The 22909-nt window shown below is 39.9% G+C and carries 17 protein-coding genes; 5 read left to right on the top strand and 12 right to left on the bottom strand.

Annotation, left to right across the window (positions count from 1 at the left end; genetic code table 11):
* Positions 1-22: 22 nt before the first annotated feature.
* From IRQ78_RS02555 to IRQ78_RS02510, 10 genes are all read right to left on the bottom strand, one after another.
* On the bottom strand, positions 23-1003 hold the full coding sequence (locus IRQ78_RS02555; RefSeq protein ID WP_194441264.1) for a DUF4880 domain-containing protein: 981 nt from the start codon (positions 1001-1003) through the stop codon (positions 23-25).
* Positions 1004-1008: 5 nt separating this feature from the next.
* Positions 1009-1524, bottom strand: coding sequence for a sigma-70 family RNA polymerase sigma factor (locus tag IRQ78_RS02550; protein WP_194441263.1), 516 nt, complete (start codon positions 1522-1524; stop codon positions 1009-1011).
* A 112-nt stretch (positions 1525-1636) separates the two neighbouring features.
* The gene (locus IRQ78_RS02545) at positions 1637-2920 is read right to left on the bottom strand and encodes an HlyD family type I secretion periplasmic adaptor subunit (protein WP_194441262.1); all 1284 of its coding nucleotides are present in this window, start codon (positions 2918-2920) and stop codon (positions 1637-1639) included.
* Positions 2917-4629, bottom strand: a complete 1713-nt coding sequence (locus tag IRQ78_RS02540) for a type I secretion system permease/ATPase (protein WP_194441261.1) — start codon at positions 4627-4629, stop codon at positions 2917-2919. Before IRQ78_RS02540 ends, IRQ78_RS02545 begins: the two co-directional genes overlap by 4 nt.
* The gene (locus IRQ78_RS02535; protein WP_194441260.1) at positions 4626-6521 is read right to left on the bottom strand and encodes a hypothetical protein; all 1896 of its coding nucleotides are present in this window, start codon (positions 6519-6521) and stop codon (positions 4626-4628) included. The genes IRQ78_RS02540 and IRQ78_RS02535 overlap by 4 nt, the downstream gene beginning before the upstream one ends.
* A gap of 54 nt (positions 6522-6575) precedes the next feature.
* Positions 6576-7214 (bottom strand): heme acquisition protein HasA, encoded by a 639-nt coding sequence (locus IRQ78_RS02530; protein ID WP_138599167.1) that lies wholly within the window; start codon positions 7212-7214, stop codon positions 6576-6578.
* 106 nt (positions 7215-7320) lie between these two features.
* The gene (locus IRQ78_RS02525) at positions 7321-9261 is read right to left on the bottom strand and encodes a choice-of-anchor tandem repeat GloVer-containing protein (RefSeq protein WP_194441259.1); all 1941 of its coding nucleotides are present in this window, start codon (positions 9259-9261) and stop codon (positions 7321-7323) included.
* A 17-nt stretch (positions 9262-9278) separates the two neighbouring features.
* On the bottom strand, positions 9279-11783 hold the full coding sequence (locus IRQ78_RS02520) for a TonB-dependent receptor (protein WP_194441258.1): 2505 nt from the start codon (positions 11781-11783) through the stop codon (positions 9279-9281).
* Positions 11784-11884: 101 nt separating this feature from the next.
* The gene (locus tag IRQ78_RS02515) at positions 11885-12850 is read right to left on the bottom strand and encodes a FecR family protein (protein ID WP_138599164.1); all 966 of its coding nucleotides are present in this window, start codon (positions 12848-12850) and stop codon (positions 11885-11887) included.
* A gap of 6 nt (positions 12851-12856) precedes the next feature.
* Positions 12857-13360 (bottom strand): sigma-70 family RNA polymerase sigma factor, encoded by a 504-nt coding sequence (locus IRQ78_RS02510; protein ID WP_200909101.1) that lies wholly within the window; start codon positions 13358-13360, stop codon positions 12857-12859.
* Positions 13361-13646: 286 nt separating this feature from the next.
* Between IRQ78_RS02510 and exbB the strand changes: the two genes are divergently transcribed.
* From exbB to IRQ78_RS02485, 5 genes are read left to right on the top strand one after another with little or no spacing between them, the layout of a single operon-like run.
* Positions 13647-14519 (top strand): tonB-system energizer ExbB, encoded by an 873-nt coding sequence (exbB, locus tag IRQ78_RS02505; protein WP_228482485.1) that lies wholly within the window; start codon positions 13647-13649, stop codon positions 14517-14519.
* Positions 14520-14523: 4 nt separating this feature from the next.
* Positions 14524-14955 (top strand): biopolymer transporter ExbD, encoded by a 432-nt coding sequence (locus IRQ78_RS02500; protein WP_054553556.1) that lies wholly within the window; start codon positions 14524-14526, stop codon positions 14953-14955.
* Positions 14955-15809, top strand: a complete 855-nt coding sequence (locus tag IRQ78_RS02495) for an energy transducer TonB (protein ID WP_138617835.1) — start codon at positions 14955-14957, stop codon at positions 15807-15809. Before IRQ78_RS02500 ends, IRQ78_RS02495 begins: the two co-directional genes overlap by 1 nt.
* A gap of 23 nt (positions 15810-15832) precedes the next feature.
* On the top strand, positions 15833-16438 hold the full coding sequence (locus IRQ78_RS02490) for a biliverdin-producing heme oxygenase (RefSeq protein WP_187489363.1): 606 nt from the start codon (positions 15833-15835) through the stop codon (positions 16436-16438).
* Positions 16431-16868, top strand: coding sequence for a YbaN family protein (locus IRQ78_RS02485; protein ID WP_228482483.1), 438 nt, complete (start codon positions 16431-16433; stop codon positions 16866-16868). The genes IRQ78_RS02490 and IRQ78_RS02485 overlap by 8 nt, the downstream gene beginning before the upstream one ends.
* Before the next feature lie 296 nt (positions 16869-17164).
* On the opposite strand, the gene IRQ78_RS02480 is transcribed toward IRQ78_RS02485, so the two are convergent.
* Positions 17165-20629: an ATP-binding protein gene (locus IRQ78_RS02480; RefSeq protein WP_194441256.1), complete on the bottom strand. Its 3465-nt coding sequence runs from the start codon at positions 20627-20629 to the stop codon at positions 17165-17167.
* 20 nt (positions 20630-20649) lie between these two features.
* Positions 20650-22908 carry an ATP-binding protein gene (locus IRQ78_RS02475; protein WP_194441255.1) on the bottom strand — a complete coding sequence of 753 codons (2259 nt, stop codon included), beginning with the start codon at positions 22906-22908 and terminating at the stop codon, positions 20650-20652.
* Between the last annotated feature and the right edge of the window lies 1 nt (position 22909).

Raw genomic sequence — 22909 nt, 5'->3', positions numbered from 1 at the left:
GTAAAAATAAATGAGAATTATTTTACTTTGGTAAAATTTCAGCCCAGAAACGGGTCAGATAGTTAAGCTTTGCACCCACTGATTGTGCAACAGTTGATAAAATTAAATCTGTATCTGAAAGCTGAAATACACCAGAAATTAGCGTGTCGTTTAAACTTGGATGGCAACGAATATGGCCGCTTCGATAACGAGCCAATTCGTGTAAAAAATCGGCAAGCGGCATGGCTCTGGCAGTGAGTAGATTTTGACGCCAACTACTGTAATCAAAAACCCCAGAATTTAACGTAAATTGTTTATTGGAAAAGAGTTGATACGTTGAGCCTGCTTGTAGGGATAAACTGTTTTCACTTGCCGCTGCACTGTAATGCAGTAAGCCTTTATTTACTTGTACAACCGCATGGCTTGCCTCATGACGAACAAATACTTCTGCGTTTTGAGTAGCAAATACACCATGCGCAGTGTGCAGTTGTACTGGTGCATCAATAGCTGCGGTTTTTAAAAATAACTCACCTTGCGTGAGCGTAATAGAATTACTCTTGTGCTCATCAATTTCTACCGTACTATGGCGGTTTAACCACAGTTGGCTATTTTTGAAAACGGTAAATTCTTCGCGACTATTTCTGGTTGATAAATCGGCACTTAAATAATGACGAACGCCTTGCTGCTCAGCTAAAAAAGCCACACCAGCTACACTTAGTGTCGTACCAAGCGCGCTTTTGAGCAAACGTCTACGCTGCAGATTATCAATTTCATGGTCTGTTTTTTGTAATGTTTCTCGTGCATACCCAGCGGACTTAACAGCAACATCACTAAATGCTTTATCAAGGTGTAGTAACCGAGCACATGCCAGCTCATGCAATGGATCTGCACTGCGCCACTTCACAAAATGTGCCTGCTCTGCCTCACTGATGCTGCCAGATTCAATTTTAATTTGCCATCGAATTGCTTGTTGAACTATGTGTTCTGGAATATGAGCTTGATTGTGATTGAGTCTAAAATTCATCAGATTTAGCTGTCAAAATAAACAAGTTGGTAGCACTGTAGTGTTGCTTTAGCGATATATTTTTCGACTGAAGATAAACTTACTTTTAGTTCGCTTGCGACATCTTTATAACTCATGCCATCCAATCTAACCATTAAAAAAGCTTTTTTTTCTTTTGCTTTCATACCCGTGAGTAACTTGTCAATTTGCTCAAGTAAGTTAAGCAACTCTAATTGCTCTTCGGGCGAAAAGTAGTCAGACTCAGGCATTGATTCGAGCATGCTTTGATAATTACGTTCAAGCACTTGCCTGCGTAATTGATCTGTCATCAAGTTACCAGCAACTTTCGTAAGCCAGGCACGAGGGCTACGCATATCATCATAAAGCATTGGCTTATTTAACAATTTTATAAACGTATCTTGCGCCAGATCCTGGGCATTATCAGCACTACTTGTTCGCTTAGCAATCCAACGAACTAACCATTCGTGGTGTTCTTGATACAGCGAGTTGAACCCAGTTCTGTTAGTGGTCTTGCTAGTCAAAATTTACAAAGTCCCGTTGCGTGGCAGGCGGACATTATAAACAATAATCATTCTCATTCAAACTAATTTATTAGGTAAACCTTCTTAATTATTAATTAAAGTGAAATTCTTTTTAATTATCAGCCATTGCATGAGGAATACGATCAATAAAAGGTTTAAACAAATAACTCAGCATCGAACGCTCTCCATTTTTAACAAATGCTTGAACTGGCATCCCTGGCTGTAACACCAAATCTTTTAGCAGCGCTTGTTCATTGACGCGAATAGTTACTTGATAATAAGGTTGCCCAGTTCGTTGGTCGTTGACAATATCTTGTGTCAGGCTATCTATATTGCCTTTTACCTTTGGCGTGGTGCTGGTATTAAAAGCATTAAATAGCAAATCAACTTCTTGACCAAGTAAGATGCTATCAATTAGATGAACTGGTACTTTCGCATCGACAATAAGAGTTTGGCCTTTAGGCATTATTTCCATTAATAATTGTGATTGGGATACTACATCACCAAACGCATTAAGGCCTACGACTTGCCCCGCTGCTGGTGCGCGAACTTCACTATTATCCAGGCTAAATTGAGCCGTAATGATCTGCTGTTTGAAATGACTAATACTTGCTTGATTGGTAGCCATCTGTTGACTGAGATCTTGTTTGTAAGCTTTTATTGTCTGTTGTAATTGAGTGTCTTGCTCTAATAACCTGGCCTGTTGTGCTTTTAGTTCTGCTTGTGAATTTGCTGAATCAGCACTGATCTCCGCAGCTTGTGCCTGTAATTGATAAAGTTTTTCTTGTGATTGATAGCCTTTATCAACTAAAGCTTGTGTGTCTCTAAGCCAGTTTTTATATACCGCCAATTGCTGTTGCTGACTGGCAACCACATTTTGTAGGCCTAAAATTCTCGATTGCGTAGTGTGTTTGTTATTTTCTAACAGTAAGAGTTTAGCATCCTGTGTTGCTTTTCTTTGTACAAACAATTGCTGATGCAAGCGCATAGCCTCTTCGGCTTGTGGTAATGCTATTTCGGTTAGCGCTGATGAATAATGCAACTTCGGCGTTTGTGTAAACTCAGCATATAAACGTTCCTTTTCTGCCAGTGCCATATAATATTGAGTTGTTGCGGCCTCAAGCTGACTTTTAGCGACTCGGTTATCGAGGGTCACTAAAGGCTGATTTTTCTCAACCCACTGACCATTTTGCACTAACAACTGGGCAAGCACCCCACTTTGTGGAGCTTGTATTTGTTTTTTTCTTCCAGATACAATAACTTGACCTTCAATCACAGCACCTTTATCCAGTGGTGCAAAGGCTCCCCAAAGTAAAAAAACACCCAAACTTAGTGCCGTCATAATCCAGCCCCAAAGAATGTATTTACGACCTGCTATGCCGTGTTGAGCATTCATGCTATTGCCACTCCTTGTTGACTTTGTTTGGCTCTTTGCATGGCGTTTAATACGTTTTCTTTAGCGCCAAATGCCTGAACATGGCCTTTGTTTAGTAACAATATTTTATCGCTCATAGCTAAAATATTCGCTCTGTGAGTTATGAATATCACACTACTGCCAGCTTGCTTTAACGTTTTGATTGTTGCTGCTAACGCAGCCTCACCGCTGTCGTCTAAATTCGCATTTGCTTCATCTAAAATAACCACCTTAGGATCAGCATACACTGCTCTTGCAAGACCTATGCGCTGTTTTTCGCCGCCCGATAAACCGGTTCCTGCTTCACCTAGTTGCGTTTCATAACCATTACTTAACTTGAGTATCATGTCATGGACCCCAGCCAACTTCGCGGCTTTAATCACCAAGTGATCATCCACCTCGCCAAATCGTGCAATATTTTGCGCGATACTGCCTGCAAAAAGGCTCACATTCTGTGGTAAATAACCAATAAAAGGGCCTAAGCTTTGTTTATTCCACTGAAATACATCTGCGCCATCTAAACGCACTTTACCTATACGCGGCTCCCAAATACCGCATAGCATTCTCGCAATTGATGATTTACCAGCACCTGAGGGGCCTATAATGGCCAAAATTTCTGCAGGTTCAAGCTCAAAACTAATATTTTTAAGAACAGGATGCTGAGCCATTGGTGGGATTAAAGTGGCGTTCTCAATGGTTAATTTACCGCTTGGTTTAGGTAAACAAAGCCCTTCCTTTACTGATGGATATTGACATAACAAGCCATTTAAACGTTGTTGTGATTGCTTTACTGATTGCCATTGTTTAAAAGCACCAACCAATTGCTCAACTGGCGAGAGCATGCGTCCTGCCAAAATAGAGCCCGCAATCATCATTCCAGCTGTTATTTCTCCCGCAACAGCTAACCATGCGCCTGCACCTAGCATCATTGACTGTAATGCTAGTCGTAAAACTTTACTGGTTGCAGTAAGCACAGAACTAAAATTACTCGCTTCACTTTGATGGCAAATTCCAGCCCAGTGTTCTGACTGCCATCGTTCTTGTAAATTTTGCTGCATACCCATGGCTTGAGCAACTTCGGCATTATTAATGATATCGCTGGCGAGTCTGTTAGCATTTGTAGTTGCTTGTGAGGCTAAAACTAGAGACTGTTTAGCCCATAATTCATTTGCTAAAGCCAAAGCAAATAACACTAAACTACCAACCAATGCGAGCGTGCCCAATAAAGGGTGAAAAAAGAACAGAATGACTAAGAAAATAGGCGCCCAAGGCGCATCAAAAAAGGCAAACACGCTACTCCCTGTCATAAACTGACGAACTTGATTAAGATCGTTAATCAGTAGTCCTGAGTTAGCGTTACCAGTTTTAAGTTGATGCTGATATAACGCATTAAATACACGGTTGTGTAAAGTTTTATCAAATTGTTGACTAATGCTTATTAATACTCGGCTCCGGATCCACTCCAGCCCCCCCATTAATAAGAAAAATACCGCAACCATCGAAGAGATTAGCCATAAGGTGTCTAAATTTGCTGAGCTCAAAACGCGATCATAAACCTGCAACATGTAGATTGCAGGCAACAGCATTAATACATTAATGACCGCACTAAACCCTGCAACATGATAAAAACTGCGCATTTGCAGCTTTAAAGCATCTTTAAGTGGTTTACTAAGCGCTTGCGAAGCGTTCATTTAAACCTCGTTGCACGAACTGGTTTAAACAATGCTGCCGCAGTTAACAAAAACAGCCAACGCCAGTCTAAACTGCCGCCATTACCATAGCTAAGTGACTCACTGTCTTTTGCTTTTGCTTCTGCATCCACATACAAGGTTGCTAGGGCAGCAAAACGACTATTCACATCGCTATCCTTACAATTAACTGTCAATGTATAAACCCCTGTCTGTGGCGAAATAACCATACTGCCTTGCGGCTCTAGTGGCGAATCAGGTTGCCAGTCGCCAATCACTGTTTCCCCCGTTGCTTTACAGTCTGTTGCATTAAAACTGGACCAAGTCACTTCGGCTTGCTCTCCTTGCTTTATAGTCCCTGGAGTTATGCTGATTGACACTGAGCCTGTCGGCTGTTGAGCACTTAAATCTACTTCAAATACAGTACCGAATTTATCATTGAGGTATTTATTACCAGAATTATCGGTATACCCTCGGCCACCATATAAGGTGGTGCCGTATAAGTTACCGTTTGCAGCTAACATAATACCGGTTGGCACTTTGCCGTCGGCATCAACATCTATCCCCGCTTTAAAAGAGTGTACATGTTCAAAACCACTTTCAACGACCACGCCATTTTCAACTTTAATATCTGCGAGGCGAATGCGATAAATGGTGCCATTCCCGGTTACTTCCCCAAATTGTGAAGGATATGGGTTACCTTGCTTTACGCTTATAACTTCATCTTTATGGACACCGCCCCCCATCGTTGTACCATAAAGGTAGCCATTGTCCGTAATCGCCATTGGTCCGCGGGGCTGACTGCCATCTAGGTCACTAAATGTATGCACTAACACAAAATCAGAACCATCTTTTTTTACTCTAAATACAGAGCCAAAAGGGTTACTGCCATCATAATGAGGATATTCTGTATGGATGAGGTTTTCTTTATCGGTCACAGAATATAAGGCATAGCTACCACCACAAATGCCATTATCAAATTTTGCCTCTTGCTGATTATGAACGATTATTCCTTTTGTTTTACAAGTACCTACCGACGTGGTGCCGTATAAATAACCTTGTTGGTCTTCAACCAAATAGGTGGCTATACGCGCAGCTTCACCTCTTGTCCACGGAACTTCTCCCTCGGCTAAGGTAAACTCGTGTATAATTTCAGGGCTTTGTACTGGGTCGTTACTTAAGTCCATTGCGTAGAGGGCGCCGACAATAAAATCATCATCAATCGAGAGTGTATCTAAAAATGGTGTGCCTCTGGGGTAGGCCAAATAGCCAAATAATGTATTACCACTCAATAACATACCTCCCGCACCAGTATAATAGCCATGCGGGTTATTGTTAAATCTATGCAGTTCAATCAGGGTGTTATCGGCGTCTAAGCGCATTAACCGCGAGTAAGATTCGCCGTCAGTGTCTATAAACAATAGCCTCCCCTGCTGATCAAAAATAGGCTGAACGTTAGGTTGACTGCTAAGCTCTTCCTCACTGTTATCAAAAACAATATTTTTATTGCTGCCATCTGAGTGGACATAAAAAATGTTACCATCTAAATCAATACTATAAAGCCTATCAAGCTGTGGATGCTCAGCAAAACCCACGTATGATTTAATATCTTTAGCCAATGAAAAATAATGACCTTGCACCGGCGCCAGCCCCCACATATTTGCTGCCCTAGTGTCGTTACCAAAAATATCTACATGTCCTGTGGATGATATTCCCAGCAGTTGGTCTCGCTCAGCATTATAGATAGGGGGTGCATAGGGTTTCCCTGCCGTAGGCCAACCTTCAGGGCCACTATAATGAAGTGAAGTCAGGTAATTTACACTAACATCGTCAACCGCCGTGGTAGCAAAACAAGAAAGCGGCAAAGTGAATAAAAAAATGCAGAGTGTTTTCATAGCTAGCTCAATAAATTTTAAGTAGCACTGCAGCAAAGCTACAGTGCAGTTAGATTATGCAACGAGTTCGTATTCGACAAAGCTTGAAACACCAATAGTCTCAAGTGATGCAAAGCTAGCAGCACCAGTGTCGTTTAGGGTTAAGTCAATTCCATTGTCAGATAGTAAAGTAGTGAAGTAATCAAACTCCGCATCTTTTAAGCCATCTACAATGTTATGGGTGGTATTGTCACCAGTTGTACGGTCAATCACATTGCCGCTTGTATCAATACCGGCATTTAGGCCTATGGTATCTAGACCATCGAAACTAACTAACTCATCAGTGAAGCTGTATTCACCGTTAGCATCTTGAGTGATGCCGTAACCAAAGGAAATTGAGGCAATTTCACCGTAAATTGTATGAGATGGGCTAGAGAAGAAGGTGTAATCTAAGTAAGAGCCATCAGCAGCCTGAATGATAAAGCCTAGGCTGCCATCGCTTGAAGTGCCCTCTTGCACAAATTGCGTGCCAGAGAATGTGCCAAAGCTCCCCCAAAAACCTAAATCTACAATAGGATCTGGATTTTCAGTACCAGCGAAACTACCAATGCTTTCATCGTAAGTTGTATCAGTAAAAAACTCACTTGCGTAGGTGAAAAAGTCATTTAAACTGCCGTAGCTATAATTTGCACCATATGAAACTTGTATAGACATAATATTTCCTTTTCTGTTTTTGTAATGACCTAGAGGTCTGAAATAGTCATATCAATTGCGCGCCAGATTGATATGACTGGGTTAATTAGCAAAACTGGTTGCTAATTTAGCTTTTAATTTTGTTACGAAAGCGTCTACCAACTAATAAGCCAAGAGCCAAGATTAGACTGCCAAATGCCCCACCACTGCTGCTATTATCTTCTGGTTCAGGCTCTGGTTCTGGTTCTGGTGCAGGATTAACTAAAATATCCAAAGTTTGAACATAGTCAGTTTGGTCGTTATCTTGGCAAGTTAGAATGTATGATTTGTTGCCATCAGTGCTTGGCTCGATAGTTTCGGTACCACTGGTTTCTTTTGTACCTTCCCAGTCACCACTAGCCGTACATTGGCTTAAGTTAGATGTTTGCCAATTTAACTCTACGCTTTCTCCTAAGGTGATTTCGGTAACTGAAGAAGTAAAGTTCAGCTCTGGTTTTGGATTTACAACCACATTAACTAACTGAACATGTGTTTTTTGGTCAGTGTCTTGGCAACTTAATAAATAAGATTTTTCACCTTCAGAGCTTGGCTCAATTGATTCAGTACCACTGGTTTCTTTTGCACCTTGCCAATCGCCACTGGCAGTACATTGGCTTAAGTTGGTTGACTGCCAGTTGACTTCAACACTCTCTCCTAAAGTTATTTCTGAAGTTTGAGTGGTAAACTCCAAGGCATGCTCTTTTACAGTGAATTGATATACGCTTCCTGTGTCGTTTACCGCGTCGCCATTGGTGGCACCGTAAATAATTTGTTCGCCATTCTCTCGCGCACCAGCAGTTAAACCTACTGGTAAAGGTGAAGCTTGATCTGCAAAGTGGAGTACAAGCTGAAAATTGTCTTGCTCTTTATCAAGATCACGTGCATCTGTACTTAGATTAATACGAAATAGCACACCTGAATTATCGTCACTGCCTCCGGCGGTTGTTGTACCGTAAATATTTCCATCTGCTGCAACTACAAGTGGACCCGCTGGCGTTTTACCATTTAGGTTTGTTTCTGCTTCATCTTGTTCTGATCCAAATGTATGTAACACGGTAAATGCGTCTAAATTGGTTTTGTGGGCACGCCATACTGTTTTAGCTGACGTTCCGTATAACCAATCACTGCTTTCTACTAACGAGTTGGTTGCTAAGGTATGGTCATCAATAAGACCATGTAGGTTATTAGAAAAGGTTTTTAAAATTTGTACTTCTGAGCTGCCATCCGTTTTAACATTGGTTAAATCTAGCTTAAACAAGGTGCCGCTTGGGAAGTCGCCATCTTCTAGGCCTTCGGTACTGCCTGCTCCATCAGACTTTGAAGATTTATGTGCAAGGCCATATATAGCATTATCTTGCTCACTGTATATCAGTGAGGCAGGCGCTTCACCTTTAGTAAAAATATTGCCCTGTTTGTATTCATCACGGCTAAAGTCAATCAGTACTGCGATTTCACCTTCACTATTAAGACGCAGTAATGCACTATAATCACTACCTCGTTCATAAGCGGCAAAATAGATGTTGTCTTGTGCATCTATCGTCATCAAGCCTTGTACTCGGAAGTCTCCGCCATTAATACTAGAGAGATCCAAATGCGATAGTGCATCCTCTATTACTTCGCCTTCACTCCATTTGAATAATGTTCTGTTTGCGCCACCGTAAACAACTCCCTGACTATCAACCACGATATTCGTTACAAAGGCTAGCGTGTCGTTATTAACTTCGTTTATATATGTGGTGTAGTCGGTTAACTCGCCTTCAGTTAATTGGGGAGTGAAGCTATAAATACCCGACTGCGTTAGCGTGGCAAAGTCACTACCACCACCAGAAAGAAAAGTACCTATTAATTTACCATTATGGGTATTTAATGTCGGTGGTTTTGCAGGCATCATGCCTTTATCGCCGCCCATCATAATGGTCGGCGGTGTACCAAATGCATGTAATTGTTGTAGGTTAATTTCAGCTGCACTTGCAAGATTTGCGCTAAACAATGCACTGGTAATAAGGGCTAGCTTAAAGGTATGTCGCATTTTTATTCCTTTATTATTTAAAATGTTGCGGTTAATTGAGCAGTGGCGGTGCGCCCAGGCGCAATCCAATATGAAGTACCATTTGCTTCGGCATAATTGAGATCGGTCAGGTTGTCGACCGACATACGTAATTTAAACTGTGATGTGAATTGATATTCCAACCAAAAGTCATAAACTTGCCAGTCAACAACGTCTTCATAAGCGCTGCCACCACGACCGTCGTTATCTTCGTAACGCATTCGAGCGCCTAACTTTAAAGTGTCTTCAAATAACTTTAAGCCTAGGGTCAATGCACCACTGTGTTTTGGTGGAGGGATATAGTTCAAGCTTCCCGATCCAGCTTGACCCATACTTGCTTCTGGATAACCTACTTGGCTGCCTAGAGGAAATGGATCATAGCCTCCCTTGCCAAGGTCAACATTCATTTTGGTGTAATTAAGCTCAGCAAATAGCCTTTTTGATTCATAATCAGCTTGCAGTTCAAGGCCATCAAAACGGATTTCATCTTGTAAATTGACATAACTCAATGTCATTCCATTGTCATCAATAGAAGTAGGTCTCATCACGCGACCTTGGACAATAAAGTTATCGATGGTATTTTCGAACCATGCTGTTTTAATGAATAAATCGTGGCCTTTGGCTATATCAAGCAACTCAAAATTAAGACCAATTTCATTATTCCAAGCTTCTTCAGCTTCAAGTCCAGGGTTTGGATAAAAAGGGAAAGAGTTACCAACATGAGCACCAAATAATAAGGTCTCTGTGATTTCAGGCGGCCTGACTGCCTGAGCTGAACTTAAGTAGCCTTGTATTTTATCGTTAAAGCGATAGGCTAAACGCATATTTGGTGAAAGGTAATTTTCATGCCGGTCAACGTCAAAGTCGGTATAGATCAAAGTGCGACTAGGCGAAACTCCGGGAGGGTTAAGAATGTAACCAGAGTATATTTCTCCACCTCCTTGCAGTGAAAATTGCTCATAGCGCAAACCTGATTCAAAAGAAAAATGCTCGCCGTATTGCCATTCTGCTTGAATATAAGCACTGCCTAGAGAGCGATCACCTTCAGGGGTTGCACCTGTAAACCAAGATGGGTCGCCAGTTCCTGGCGTTTGCTGTATTGCTTGAGGCTCTGTCCAGTCTTTAAAATACTCGCCGCCTAAAGTAACTAATAACAATGACTCATGTTGTGTTAACCAATCATGCTTGAGACTAAAAAAGGCAAGATTATCAACAACCATACCTAGGGTGTTGGTTTCATATTGCAATTTAAACTCGCCGTAGGGATTGCTGCTTTCTCCCATTTCATAAACATGCTGACGCATTTGAGTGCGGTTGTAATAAACACTGGCATTAAGATTGAGGTAATTTGAATTTGCAGCCCATGTGTAATCTAATTTAATCGTATCGTTATTAAGTGAACTGCTACTTTCGGGCTCTGCATCTACTGATGTCGTTGAGCCTTCTTCAAAGTTGCCATAAAAGCCGATATAGCTAAGTTTTACTGACTGCTCTTTATTTATTGTGTAATCAGCTTTGAGTAATGACGACCAGTTATCTTGCTCGGTAAAGTTACTCATTGCGCTAAAGTAATTACTAGAATCAGCATTACCACCATGTTGACCTGGCTTAAAACGGCCAACATTCTTATGCCCTACCGCAGCAACAAGTTCTAGATCTTTTCCCACACGCACAGTAGACGCTAATAAGCCTTGCATGTGATAGGCATTGTTGCCAGATGAAATGGCTAGCTTAGTACCATGATCTTTACCGGGAGCCGCTAAATCATCAAATTCAAGCGTTTTAAAATTTACAACACCAGCAATCGCGCCAGCACCACCACTTTCGCCTACTGGTCCCTTTGCAATTTCGACACTCGACAGTAATTGAGGATCTAAATAAACCATCCCATTGGCACCATGACCACTTCGTTTGAAGTTCTGCCTAGCTCCGTCAATCATCACATTAACTCGACCAAAATCTTGTAAGCCACGAACATTTACTGCAACCCCAGGCTCCTGCCGAGTTTGGGAAGTGGTAACACCTGAAACGTTATAGAAAATATCTGATGTATCACGTGGGGCAATACGTTGAAGCTGAGCTTGATCAAGTTGAGTATATGAAGAGGCTGATTGATAAATTTCTATACGTTTATTAGATGTAGCCTGAACTTCTAAGGTATCGAGTAAAATATCACCATTTGATTGGGCTAAGAGTACACGTATAACATAACTTCCATTAGCCGTTTTCTCGGCATACAAGCCAGTCCCTAAGAGGAGCTGTTGGAATCCTGTATCAAGTTCGAATTCCCCTTTTAGACCAGTTGATTGCAGATCGCCAACTTGCTTAGGATCAAACTGCAGCAAGATGCCTGTTTGGAGGGCAAATGTATTAAGTGCCTCAGCCAAACTACCTTGAGGTATATCAAGTTGGTGGGCTTGATCCGCTAACACCTTTGCAGAAAATGTAAATTGCAAGCATAGCAAGACTGTAAAAATTAAACGCGATAAGCGGCCTTTTAACATAAATAGTTCTCATTATTTTTTAGAGCTATTAATAGGACGCAGCAAAATCAAAAAGCAGTAATAAAATTTATTAATTAATGAAAATAATTTTATAACTTATTTTATTTCAATGAGATATATTCAAAATACTTAGCGACAGAGGTATGGGTCACCGCGGGTTCTGACGCTATCATCTGTAGCGCCATAGCAATATTGTCTGTTGGGTAAACACCTGAAACTCGGATATGTTCTAGTGCGGATTGGTTGTAAATAAACACGCCTTGATAATGAGGCTCAAGCAAACTTAATAACCTAGCTAAACTCATATTATTAGCAACTAACCTATTATTTAACCATGCTAATTCTATATCGGGGTTTGCAGCTGTTGGCCCAATGAGGTGACTATTAGCCACTGACATTGCTTGACCTTCCTTACCTACGACACATTTTTGAGCAGGTAAATAGCACAGCTCTACTTTTGATTCACTCACAACGACAAAGGTATCTTGTTCGTGGCGTTTAACAGTAAATTGTGTCCCCAAGGCTGTTGCCGTTGCTTTATCTGTCTCCACCACTAATGGCCAACTTGAATTAGTTTTTGCCACTAAATGTATCTCTCCCTGATTCAACTTAATCAATCGTTGCTTAGAACTAAATTCTATATCCACTTGGGTTTGCGCGTTGAGAGTCAGTATGGAGCCATCTTTAAGCTCAACAGTTTTTTGCTCCCCTTTTAGAGTGTAATAATCAGAACTGATTCCTGTTAGACCTACATGACTGGCTATGAGACCAAACCCGACAAAAAGTGCCGATAAAACGACCGATTTAGCGAAATGATTAGACTTAGGCTTATCTTTATCTAGTACCCTATTGAGGATTTTCGAATCAAAATGGCTGTTATCAGTGCTGTCAAATTCGCGCCACAGTGCTTGCAATTCTGAGTAAGCTTTTTGATTTTCAGGATCGGCTTTGAGCCACTGACTATGGGCTTGAATATCGGCATCGGTGAAGTTGTCAGAATTGAGTAAGACACACCAATTTGCGGCTTGTTCAAGCTTAGATTTGTAGTCTGGGTACTGTACGGACATTATGGCTTAATCGAGTAATTGACTGTGACAATGAAGCAATGTTTGAGCGATATATTTTTGCACCATACTCACCGATATATTCAGTTCCTGAGCAATTTCTTGATACTTCAGACCATCTAACCTTGCCATTAAGAATGCGCGCCTTGGTTTATCTGCTAACCCTTCAAGCAAGCGCGATAACGCCTCTAGTTTTTGAATCATTTCATGCACTTCTTCACACGAAGGGGCATATTCTTGTGAAGACTCTAACTGAGCTTCAAGGTAGGCTTGCTCAATGCGTTTACGTCTTGCTTTATCGATAATTAAACGATTTGCAATTGTAGCAAGGTAAGCACGGGGTTCTTTCACTTCAAATAAATCAATTGACGAAGTCAGAGCACGAATAAATGTGTCTTGTGAAAGGTCTTGTGCATCATGATGGCAATGAAGGTTAAGTTTCTTCTGTAAAAACCTTAATAACCAAAATTGATTGTCGCGAACAAATAGATCCATACCGGTGTAATTAAGCACTGCGGTTCCCTACCAACAACGGCAAATGATAACAATTATCATTACCGTATCATTGTTATTTATTCAAGGCAAGTTTGTTGTTTAAAATATGATAATTACTACTTTTGGCTAATCTCTTTTCAAAACATTCCATTCAATCAGAGAATTACAACGAATCGCTTAAGGCAAATGCCCGCCGTCGACAAAAAATTTTAATTTTTATTACGGGAAAATGATTTTGGTGCGTCTTATTAAATATGACGTTTATTTTTTTCGCCATTTTTGTCAGTTGGCTGGAGTAGGTTTAATGAAATTTGGAGTAGTGCTTTTTGTGGCTCTTATTGGCTTTTTTTCCGGGCATAGTTATTCATCTGAGCAAGACCCAGTAAATGAAATAGTAAGCCAAGTAACTAAATTAGATAACCCACAATTAGCCGATAGCGCAGCTTTTGTTAGTCATGATCTGTCGCCTTGGGGTATGTATTTAGCGGCCGATGTGATTGTTAAAACCGTTATGATTGGCCTACTACTAGCTTCAATTGTGTGTTGGGGTATTTTTATCGCGAAGCTTATTTATCTTAATAAAAGTAAACGTGAAGGCAGGGCTTTATTAGTCAAACTATTAAATAGTCATAACTTAAAAATGGCAGAACAAGGTTTAACTCAAGAGCCAAGTACGGCAAAACTATTAATTCAAGCTTGCCTACATGAGCTTATCTTAAGTAGTAATAACGCAACGACAAGTGATGCATTAAAAGAGCGTGTTGCAGCTCGATTAGATAGGGTAAAAGCCGAGCTATCTGCAGATATGAACAAAGGAACGGGGGTTTTAGCAACCATTGGTTCTGTTGCTCCATTTGTTGGTTTGTTTGGTACTGTTTGGGGGATTATGAATAGCTTTATTAGCATCGCCAAAACACAAACAACCAACCTTGCTGTTGTCGCGCCAGGCATAGCTGAAGCATTACTTGCAACAGCTCTTGGTTTAGTTGCAGCAATACCCGCAGTTGTAATGTACAACTATTTTTCACGCTCTATAACAGCCTATAAATCGCAATTATTAGACACAGTGACTGTCATAATGACAATCCTTAGCCGAGATTTATCAGCAAAAGATTCTCAAGCAAAACCATTAGAGCAGTTAATTGACTATCAGCAAATCAAAGCTGCAGGGAAATAAAGCCGTGTCTTTTAACTTACAACAAGATGATGAAGAACTAGTTGAACAACATGACATTAATGTCACGCCGTTTATTGATGTTATGTTGGTTTTACTGATTATTTTTATGGTTGCTGCACCATTAGCAACAGTTAGCGTGCCTGTTGAACTACCCAGTATTGATTCTGAAACGAAAGCCTCTGAACAAAAACCAACTTACCTTACATTACAAAAAGATTTGTCTTTGGTTATTGGTGAAAAGCAGTCTGTCGCGAAAACCGAACTAGTTGAAGCGTTATTGCAGCAAAAAATCACTCATGAGCACGCAATTTTGATCCGCGCAGATCGCAGTGTGGATTACGGGGACTTTGTTGATTTGCTGAATATTCTTTCTAAAGCAGGCTATAAGAACATTGCGTTAGTTGGGCTAGAAAAAACACAAGCGAGTCAGCAGTAATGAGCATGATAGCTGGCCAGCCAACGCTTAGAACAGGCTATCGTAAATTACAGTTACTCTGTGTTTCAACAGTATTAGTTGTTCATCTATTGGTTGCAGCTTACTTTATTATGAGCCCAGCAGTTGCAATAACACAAACTGCAAATGCAGCAATGCCTGATGCCGTCGTCATTAGTATGGTAGCCGCACCTAAAGTACCCAAAAATGCACTACCTGAGGGGCCTGAACAACAGATGGCAAGTCAATCCTCAGCTGAGAGTAAGCCTAAACCCAAACCAAAAGAACAGCCTAAAGTCGAGCAACCAGAGCTTATCGCCAAGCAGTCTGAAATTAAAATTACAAAGCCTAAAGTAACTAAAAAACCCAAAGTAGCTAAAGTTGAAAAAGTGCAAGAAACAGCTGTTGATGACGCTAAGCCTGTTAAAGAGAAAGTTGAACAGACAAAACAAAATTCCCAGAACGACAGCGCTGTTGCACAGACAACTGCACCAAAATCAATTGATGCAGCCCCAGCAGAACAGCGTACAGGCCCAGTAAGTAATGTATTTAGCAAGCAACAAGCTGAGGCTAAGCAGCGCTGGCAAATGCAATTATCAGCTCACCTTGAAAGACGTAAACGCTATCCTCGAATGGCAAAACTGAAACGTCAGCAAGGCGTGCCTTGGGTCAAATTTACAATGGATCGAGAAGGCCAAGTAATTGCAGTCTCTTTATTTAGAGCAAGCGGTGTGTCATCCCTTGATGAAGAGGTACTTGCTCTGGTCAAACGCGCAGAACCATTACCCTTACCCCCAGACGAAATAACAGGTACTACATTAACGCTCACCTTACCTGTTGAATTTTTTATAAATTAAATATTAGCTACACGGAGTTAGTCATGTCTTCATTGGATATGGAAACAATTAAAGAGAACACTTTAACAGCCCAGTTTAAAGCAGAAACAACTTCTATTCATGATGGTTTAGATAAAGCGATTATGACTAAAAGGCCTTTTTCAAACATTGAACGCTATGCATTGTTTTTACAAGTACAGCTAGCATTTCATATTACGGTCGCCCCTTTATATCATGATAAAAGGTTTCAAGATTGCATTGCAGGGCTTGCAGGTATGCAGCGCTTAGATGCTGTGTACGATGATTTATGCGATTTATCATTTAAGCAGCAGGCCGATGAAATTCGTAAGCAATACGCTGATAAGCACACATTCTCATTTGAACAAGGCTTAGCGTGGCTGTATGTAGTTGAAGGCTCAAACCTCGGTGCAGAATATTTATTAAAAGCCGCCAAACGTATTGATTTATCAGAGACATTTGGCGCTAGACATTTAGCACCAGCCGAGCAAGGCCGCGGTGCTGCATGGCAACAGTTTTCTAATTCAATCAATAAAATAGAGCTTGATGATTTACAACGGAAAAATGCGCTTATTGCTGCTCAACAAGCATTTTCGTTTGTTCGTGAGCTAGTCGATAAAACATTTGCATAAGCCAAAAATAAAAATGAGCAGCAACAAAATAAAAAATACACACGGAATGACTGAAGGTTCCAAAGTACTCAAGGCACTATTCTTTCTCACAGGTTTAATTTTTACAGGGCTTGGAATTATAGGTGCGATTCTCCCCGTGATGCCTACGACTGTTTTTTTAATTGTTGCTGTTTATTGCTTTGGGCGCTCTTCATCGCGGTTCGAAGCCTGGCTTTTAAATCATCGCCATTACGGACCAACATTAAGAAACTGGCAACAATATGGCGCGATTTCGCGTAAAGTTAAATGCATTGCCTGTGTGGGAATGGCAGTAGGCTTCATATTATTTTATCTTGGTGCTTCACCATCATGGCCGCTTACAACAGCAGTCGCTTTGTTCATGCTATTGTCAGCTTGGTATGTCTTATCAAGGCCGGTTGCAGCTGAGTAAGAAACTCACGTTAGCTGTTTAAAGTTACAGCTAATACTAATCTGCAATAATACTTAATCATTTTCAGGGATTAAACCCACGATCTGCGTTAAAAATTTCTGCTTTACGAGCGCATGGATGCAGAAGGTAGAGCAATCAAGAGGCAATTGCCGAGCACAACTGAATAAAGAAATTTTTGCCTTGTTTTCAACGAGGTTTTATTGCCTCAAAATAGACCACTTTATTAAGCGAATTGGTATAATTCGATATCGTAAAATTGTGTTTATTTTTAAATTGCTCTTTGAATGAAACATAAACTAATTTTCTTCTAACCATTGAGTGATATCAGTAATAAGCTGGGTAAGTATTTGCTCTATTTCTATAATAGTTTTCTCAAGGTTTAAATTGCCTTGGCTCGCTTTTTTTTCAACGTCAGCGAATAAACTTCTCAAGTGACTGGCACTTATTTCTCCGCACATCCCCTTTAAGGCATGTGCAACCTGACGAACTTGCTCACTATCTTTAGCATTAATTTGGCTTTGCAATTCTTTAAGCCTTAGCGGCGCTTTAGTAATGAACATCTCGCATATTTTGATTAATAAGGCTTCTTTATTTAAAAGTCTAACCAATGCTTGCTCACGATCCCAAAGAGGCTCTAAATTACTTTGTTCAGTACTAAGCGAATCTCCCTCGTAATTCGATAAAGACCACTTAACAACTTTTGACTGAACTTCGTGAGCTTGGATAGGTTTACTAACATAATCACTCATACCAACTGCAATACACTTTTCCTTCTCACCAGCCATAGCACTTGCCGTCATTGCTATGATGGGAATTTGTGCATAGTACTGACCAGCCTCTGCGGCTCGGATTTTTTCACACACTTCATAACCATTGAGAACCGGCATTTGGCAGTCCATTAAAATACAATGAATAACTTCGTTACTCGCTTTAGAATTTAATAAAATTTCCAGCGCTTCTTGACCATTTTGAGCAGTAATAACCTCTATAGGCAATCCATCTAAGGCGCCAAGTGCAACTTCAATATTTATATCATTGTCATCCACAATTAATATTCGGCAGCCTTTAAGTTGGGTTAAAACATCTGCTGTTATGTCATTTTCTGTCGTTCTGTTTTCACTCAGCAAATAAAGTGGCTCATTTTCTGATACTTCAAAACCTGCAACTCTCAATAAATTAGTTTGTGTAATTGGTTTATTAAGGGATGTAACTTTTGTATCGAGCGCCTTTGGAAGGGGGTTAGTTGGTAGATGCAGTAAAATTATACGGCCTTGTTCTAATGTATTCGCGAGGCTATTTACCAGTGATTGAGGGTTTATCGCTTGAATACTTTCATAATCAATAAAAACATAATCAACATTGCTTGTATGTTCATCAGCAAGTGTGTTTATGTCGCTAACTTTAACATCAGCCCCATATACTTTTAGTAACTTTTGCATCACATCATGGCATTGCGAGTTGTTACTGATCAATAAAATACGTTTATGATTATAATAGTCTGAAACATCTGGTTTAGGGGCTTGGCTACTCCCAACTTTAATGTAAAAGCTAAATGCGCTCCCTTCATTAATTGCAGAATTAACTGCAATATCACCATTCATTATATTACACAGCTGTTTGCATATTGATAAACCAAGCCCTGTTCCGCCATAGTTGTCGGCTATAGAACTATTAGCTTGTTGAAATGCATCAAATAAATGACGTTGAGTATTTAACTCTATTCCTATCCCCGTATCTTGCACGGTAATTTTTAAGGTATGCTCCGTATTAGAAACCTGCTCAGATGATGCCGTTACTTTGATAAAGCCTTGCTCTGTAAACTTAATCGCATTACTAATCAAATTATTAATGATCTGAGTAAGCCTAAGTGGATCAGTCTTAACTTCGTAACAAGCCAGCCCGCTCGTATCTAAATAAACATCAAGACCTTTATCAAAAGCCCTCACAGAGCATGACTCGACTAAACTTTCGATCAGTAATTGAGGTTTGATTTTTTGAATGTTTAAATCGAGTTTACCCGACTCAATTTTAGATAAATCTAAAATATCATTTATTAATAGCCTTAAATTTGAGGCACTTAACTCCATCATATCTACAAGCTTACGGGCATTATCGGGCAATGTTTGACGTTTTAAAATATTCAACGTGCCAATCACTCCATTTAATGGCGTGCGTAGTTCATGACTGATATTAGATATAAATGCGCTTTTGATATCGCTGTGCTTTATTGCTTCATCTTTAGCTTCAGCAAGTGCTTGAGTTCTTTGCCTTACTTTTGCCTCAAGCTCCGAATTTAAACGTTTAACTTTATTCGCAGCTTCTTGTTCTTTGCTAATATCTCTAATAATCAATGCAACCCCGATTAAAACGCGCTGATCCGAAAAAACAGGGCTGACCGAAATGGCGAAATAATTCACCACACCGTTTTCAGAAATACTGCATTCATCTTTGATTTGTGTTTTTGAGTTTTGAATATCCGCAATGTAATCAGGAATAGGTAATCGGGCCAAAAAATCAATATCTTTACTCGCTTTTCCTATCGACATCGAACTTGCCAACATTAATAGGTTTTCAGCTGTTTTATTTAAACTTGTCAATTTGCCTTCTAAATTTAAACCAACAATGGCATCTATCGACCCTTCAACGATAGCAGACGCTTCTCTTCTAGCCTCTGCTAGTAACTGGCTCCGGTTTGCGTTTCGGTAAAACGTTAACAGTAATACCCCCGTAAAAAGAATTATCAAAATTAATAAGCTATAGGTCATGACCCGCTTTTCATTTATTACTTTATCAACGTATTGCTTAGCCACTAAAAGATTAAAATTGATAAAGCCATAGCTTTTACCTGGTCTTGTTTGTACTTTTTCTGAATGAACATAAAACTGCTGAGTTGTTGGTGAAGTTGCAGTAACTAAATATAGCCCTTGATGCTGAACAGGCTGATCGTACACTGACTGCCATGTTATAGACGGATCTAAGTCTCTCGTAAATTGATACCCTTCATAAGGGTGATAAATAAAATCTCCCTCTGAACTGCTGATCACTAACTGAGAATAATCAAAAATAGTTTCTTTTAGCTTCTGTATTAATGGGGTGGCATTTACATTCATGATTAAAAAAGCAAAACGCTTTCCTTTATCACTGTATATGGGTATAGAAAAACGCAACATGGGTTTGTAAGGAAACACTACCTCGCCAAACTCTTTGTTTAGCGACATAGGCGACATGTATATTTGGTTCACTTCTAATAATGAACTTGGCAAAAAATAAGGTTCTGCGCTTTTCGCTTGTAAAGAATAGTCAGGTACAGCTTCTACTGAAGCGCCAACACGTTGCACACGAATTAACTCTTTTCCTTCTGCGCTCACAGCTATTATGCGCAGCTGTTCAACCGCAAGGTTGTTCTCCATAAAGCCTATAAAAATGGTTTCAAGCCGCTCCTTCCATTGCTGATAGGTTGTACCATCGTAGGGGTCAATTCCATCACTATAATGAGCCCGAGGTAGGCCGGCTATAGGGGGCGTTGAATATAAAAATCGTAAATCAGATTTCGACTGCAATATCGAAGATGTGAGTATTTTCTTTAAACGCTGGTTTGTTTCTGTAAACTCTTGATCAATTGAGTTTAACGCATCCCGTTTAACATGCCCCTCGAAAAAGTAGACAGCGATGGCAGCAAAAACGCTAAAAATTAATGAAACAAATAACAAAAACGTTTTAGATGACATTGTGCTTTTATTATCTATATTGAGACTGTTCACATTGCTTCCTTGTTAGTTTATTAATGATGCTGAGAGCACCACTTAACCAAAACACGTTTTAAGTTTTCGAACTTAATTGGCTTGCCAATAAAGTCGTTCATACCCGCTTCAAAGCATCGCTGTTTGTCTGCTGCAAGCACATTTGCGGTTAATGCCACTATGGGTGTGTGCTTATAGGCAGGTAGTTTTCTAATTTTCAATGTTGCCTCAGGGCCACCCAATACCGGCATTTGCATATCCATAAAAATAATATCAAACGCCCCTATTTCACACTGTGCTATGGCCTGTTCCCCATCATCAGCTAAACTGATCGACTTTATATTAAACTCAGCCAACATAGACTCGATTACCACTTGGTTAATATCATTGTCTTCAACCACCAGTGCAGTTACATGGGAAAAATCAACGGACTTTTCACTACTCTCTTCAAGAAGGTTTTCACTAATAGCAGGGGTTATGAATGTTCGGGTAACATTAAGCTCAAAATAAAACATAGAGCCTTTATCAGGTTCACTTTCTACTTTTAATGACGAACTCATCAAATGTAACAACTTGCTTGAGATAGTCAGGCCAAGCCCAGTGCCACCGAAGCGACGAGTAATAGAAGCATCTGCTTGAGAGAAAGCGTCAAACAAAGAATCTAGCTGTTCATTGGCAATACCAATACCCGTGTCAGATACACTAAAAGTTACTTTAAACTCATCATTCACTACTTCTTCAATAATGACGTTGAGTAACACGCTACCACGATGAGTGAACTTAATTGCATTGCCTAATAAATTAATGAGTACTTGTTTGAGCCGAGTTTCATCACCTAAAAATATAAAGTCGGTGAGCTCTGGCGTTGTCGTAATAAATAACTCAATACCTTTATTTTCAGCTTGTTGCGAAAATAAATGCGTTAACTCGTTCAACAAGGAGTTTAACTCAATTGGACCTGACTCAAGCTCTACTTTAGCAGCCTCAATTTTACTCAAATCTAAAATATCGTTAATAATAACCAGTAAACTTGCACCTGATGATTTAATGATATTGAGCATCTTTGCTTGCTCTGCCGATAATGGTGTGCGACTTAGCTGCCGAGCCATACCTAAAACACCATTCATAGGAGTTCTGATCTCATGACTCATATTTGCTAAGAATTCAGATTTTACTTTCGCTGTACGCTCAGCTGATTGCTTTGCATCTGCAAGGTCTTTACTTAAAACCCTGAATCGTTCTGCTGCATTCGCTAAAACACCAATTTCATCTTTGCGATTTAAATCATAAATTTTGGCCGAAAGGTCACCACTCAAAAAGTATTTAAAACTAACGGTAAGGCGCTTAATTGCATGCGAAATTTGCAAATGAAACGCAATTGCAAAAGCCACAATATAAATAACAACACCGATCGCAAGGAGCTTTAAAATACGCTCAGAATTTGAAACTGTTTTTTCAGCCTCCGATTTAATTTGTTTTAATCTCGATAAAGAAAGCTCTCTTAGCTGGTTTGATAAGGTACTAAATTCAATAGCATCACCTGCCATAACCACATTGACTAAACTTAAGTAATGACGGTTAGCTTGAATACTTTTAGAGAATTGCTGCTGATAATTAGCAGTAAACTGGGACATTTTATCGAGTGTTATCGCAGGACCTTGAAGCACTTGTAGTTTTTGATTAAGCAAGCGCAGTGTAGTATTCACTTTAGCCCTTTTTGAATAGTCTTTCTTCGATAAAAATTGATACGCATCATGATGCATTGAATGCCATAGATTAGTGAGCTCTGCGATACTTAATTTATCTTCTGTATTGATGCTCTTTGATTTCAAAGTTTCAAGTTCTGCTATCGCATTGGTGTATATACTTGGTAAAACCTGATAGGTTAAATGTGCCCTGACCTCATAGCGTTTTGTAAGTACTGCTAGGTTCTCATCGTATCGACTCAAAAGCTCAGACATCGAATCTAAATAAACCTGACTGTTTGCTTCATTTTGATTAAAATTTATATTACCTAAACGTTTTTTTATACTTTGAAAGTTATCTTCTATTTTATTAAAAACAGACTTACTCCCTGAGTTGCCGTACACAGAAATATCACGCTGCATCTCTACAATGTCTTTATTTATTCTTAAGATACTCACCGCATAATTACTGATACGGCTAATCTCTACAAATGCCGTTTCTATGGTTTTTAATCGCTTATCCATTACAAAAAAACTAGCACTCAATGCTAAAAGTAATAGCAGCAGCGCCAGCGACATCTTTGCAGCAATTGATTTAGAAAAGATGTTAAGCAAT

The sequence above is a fragment of the Pseudoalteromonas simplex genome, from assembly GCF_015278155.1.
GTDB classification, from domain to species: Bacteria; Pseudomonadota; Gammaproteobacteria; order Enterobacterales; family Alteromonadaceae; genus Pseudoalteromonas; species Pseudoalteromonas simplex.
Note: the sequence above shows the minus strand (reverse complement) of the source record. Positions and strands in the feature narration are given on the sequence as shown.

Bases quoted from the DNA above. Each gene is read 5' to 3' on its own strand.
- IRQ78_RS02545 (WP_194441262.1), bottom strand. From the start codon at position 2,920: ATGAATGCTCAACACGGCATAGCAGGTCGTAAATACATTCTTTGGGGC.
- IRQ78_RS02515 (WP_138599164.1), bottom strand. From the start codon at position 12,850: ATGTCCGTACAGTACCCAGACTACAAATCTAAGCTTGAACAAGCCGCA.
- IRQ78_RS02520 (WP_194441258.1), bottom strand. From the start codon at position 11,783: ATGTTAAAAGGCCGCTTATCGCGTTTAATTTTTACAGTCTTGCTATGC.
- IRQ78_RS02555 (WP_194441264.1), bottom strand. From the start codon at position 1,003: ATGAATTTTAGACTCAATCACAATCAAGCTCATATTCCAGAACACATA.
- IRQ78_RS02535 (WP_194441260.1), bottom strand. From the start codon at position 6,521: ATGAAAACACTCTGCATTTTTTTATTCACTTTGCCGCTTTCTTGTTTT.
- IRQ78_RS02540 (WP_194441261.1), bottom strand. From the start codon at position 4,629: ATGAACGCTTCGCAAGCGCTTAGTAAACCACTTAAAGATGCTTTAAAG.
- IRQ78_RS02525 (WP_194441259.1), bottom strand. From the start codon at position 9,261: ATGCGACATACCTTTAAGCTAGCCCTTATTACCAGTGCATTGTTTAGC.
- IRQ78_RS02530 (WP_138599167.1), bottom strand. From the start codon at position 7,214: ATGTCTATACAAGTTTCATATGGTGCAAATTATAGCTACGGCAGTTTA.
- IRQ78_RS02490 (WP_187489363.1), top strand. From the start codon at position 15,833: ATGTCTTCATTGGATATGGAAACAATTAAAGAGAACACTTTAACAGCC.
- exbB (WP_228482485.1), top strand. From the start codon at position 13,647: ATGAAATTTGGAGTAGTGCTTTTTGTGGCTCTTATTGGCTTTTTTTCC.
- IRQ78_RS02495 (WP_138617835.1), top strand. From the start codon at position 14,955: ATGAGCATGATAGCTGGCCAGCCAACGCTTAGAACAGGCTATCGTAAA.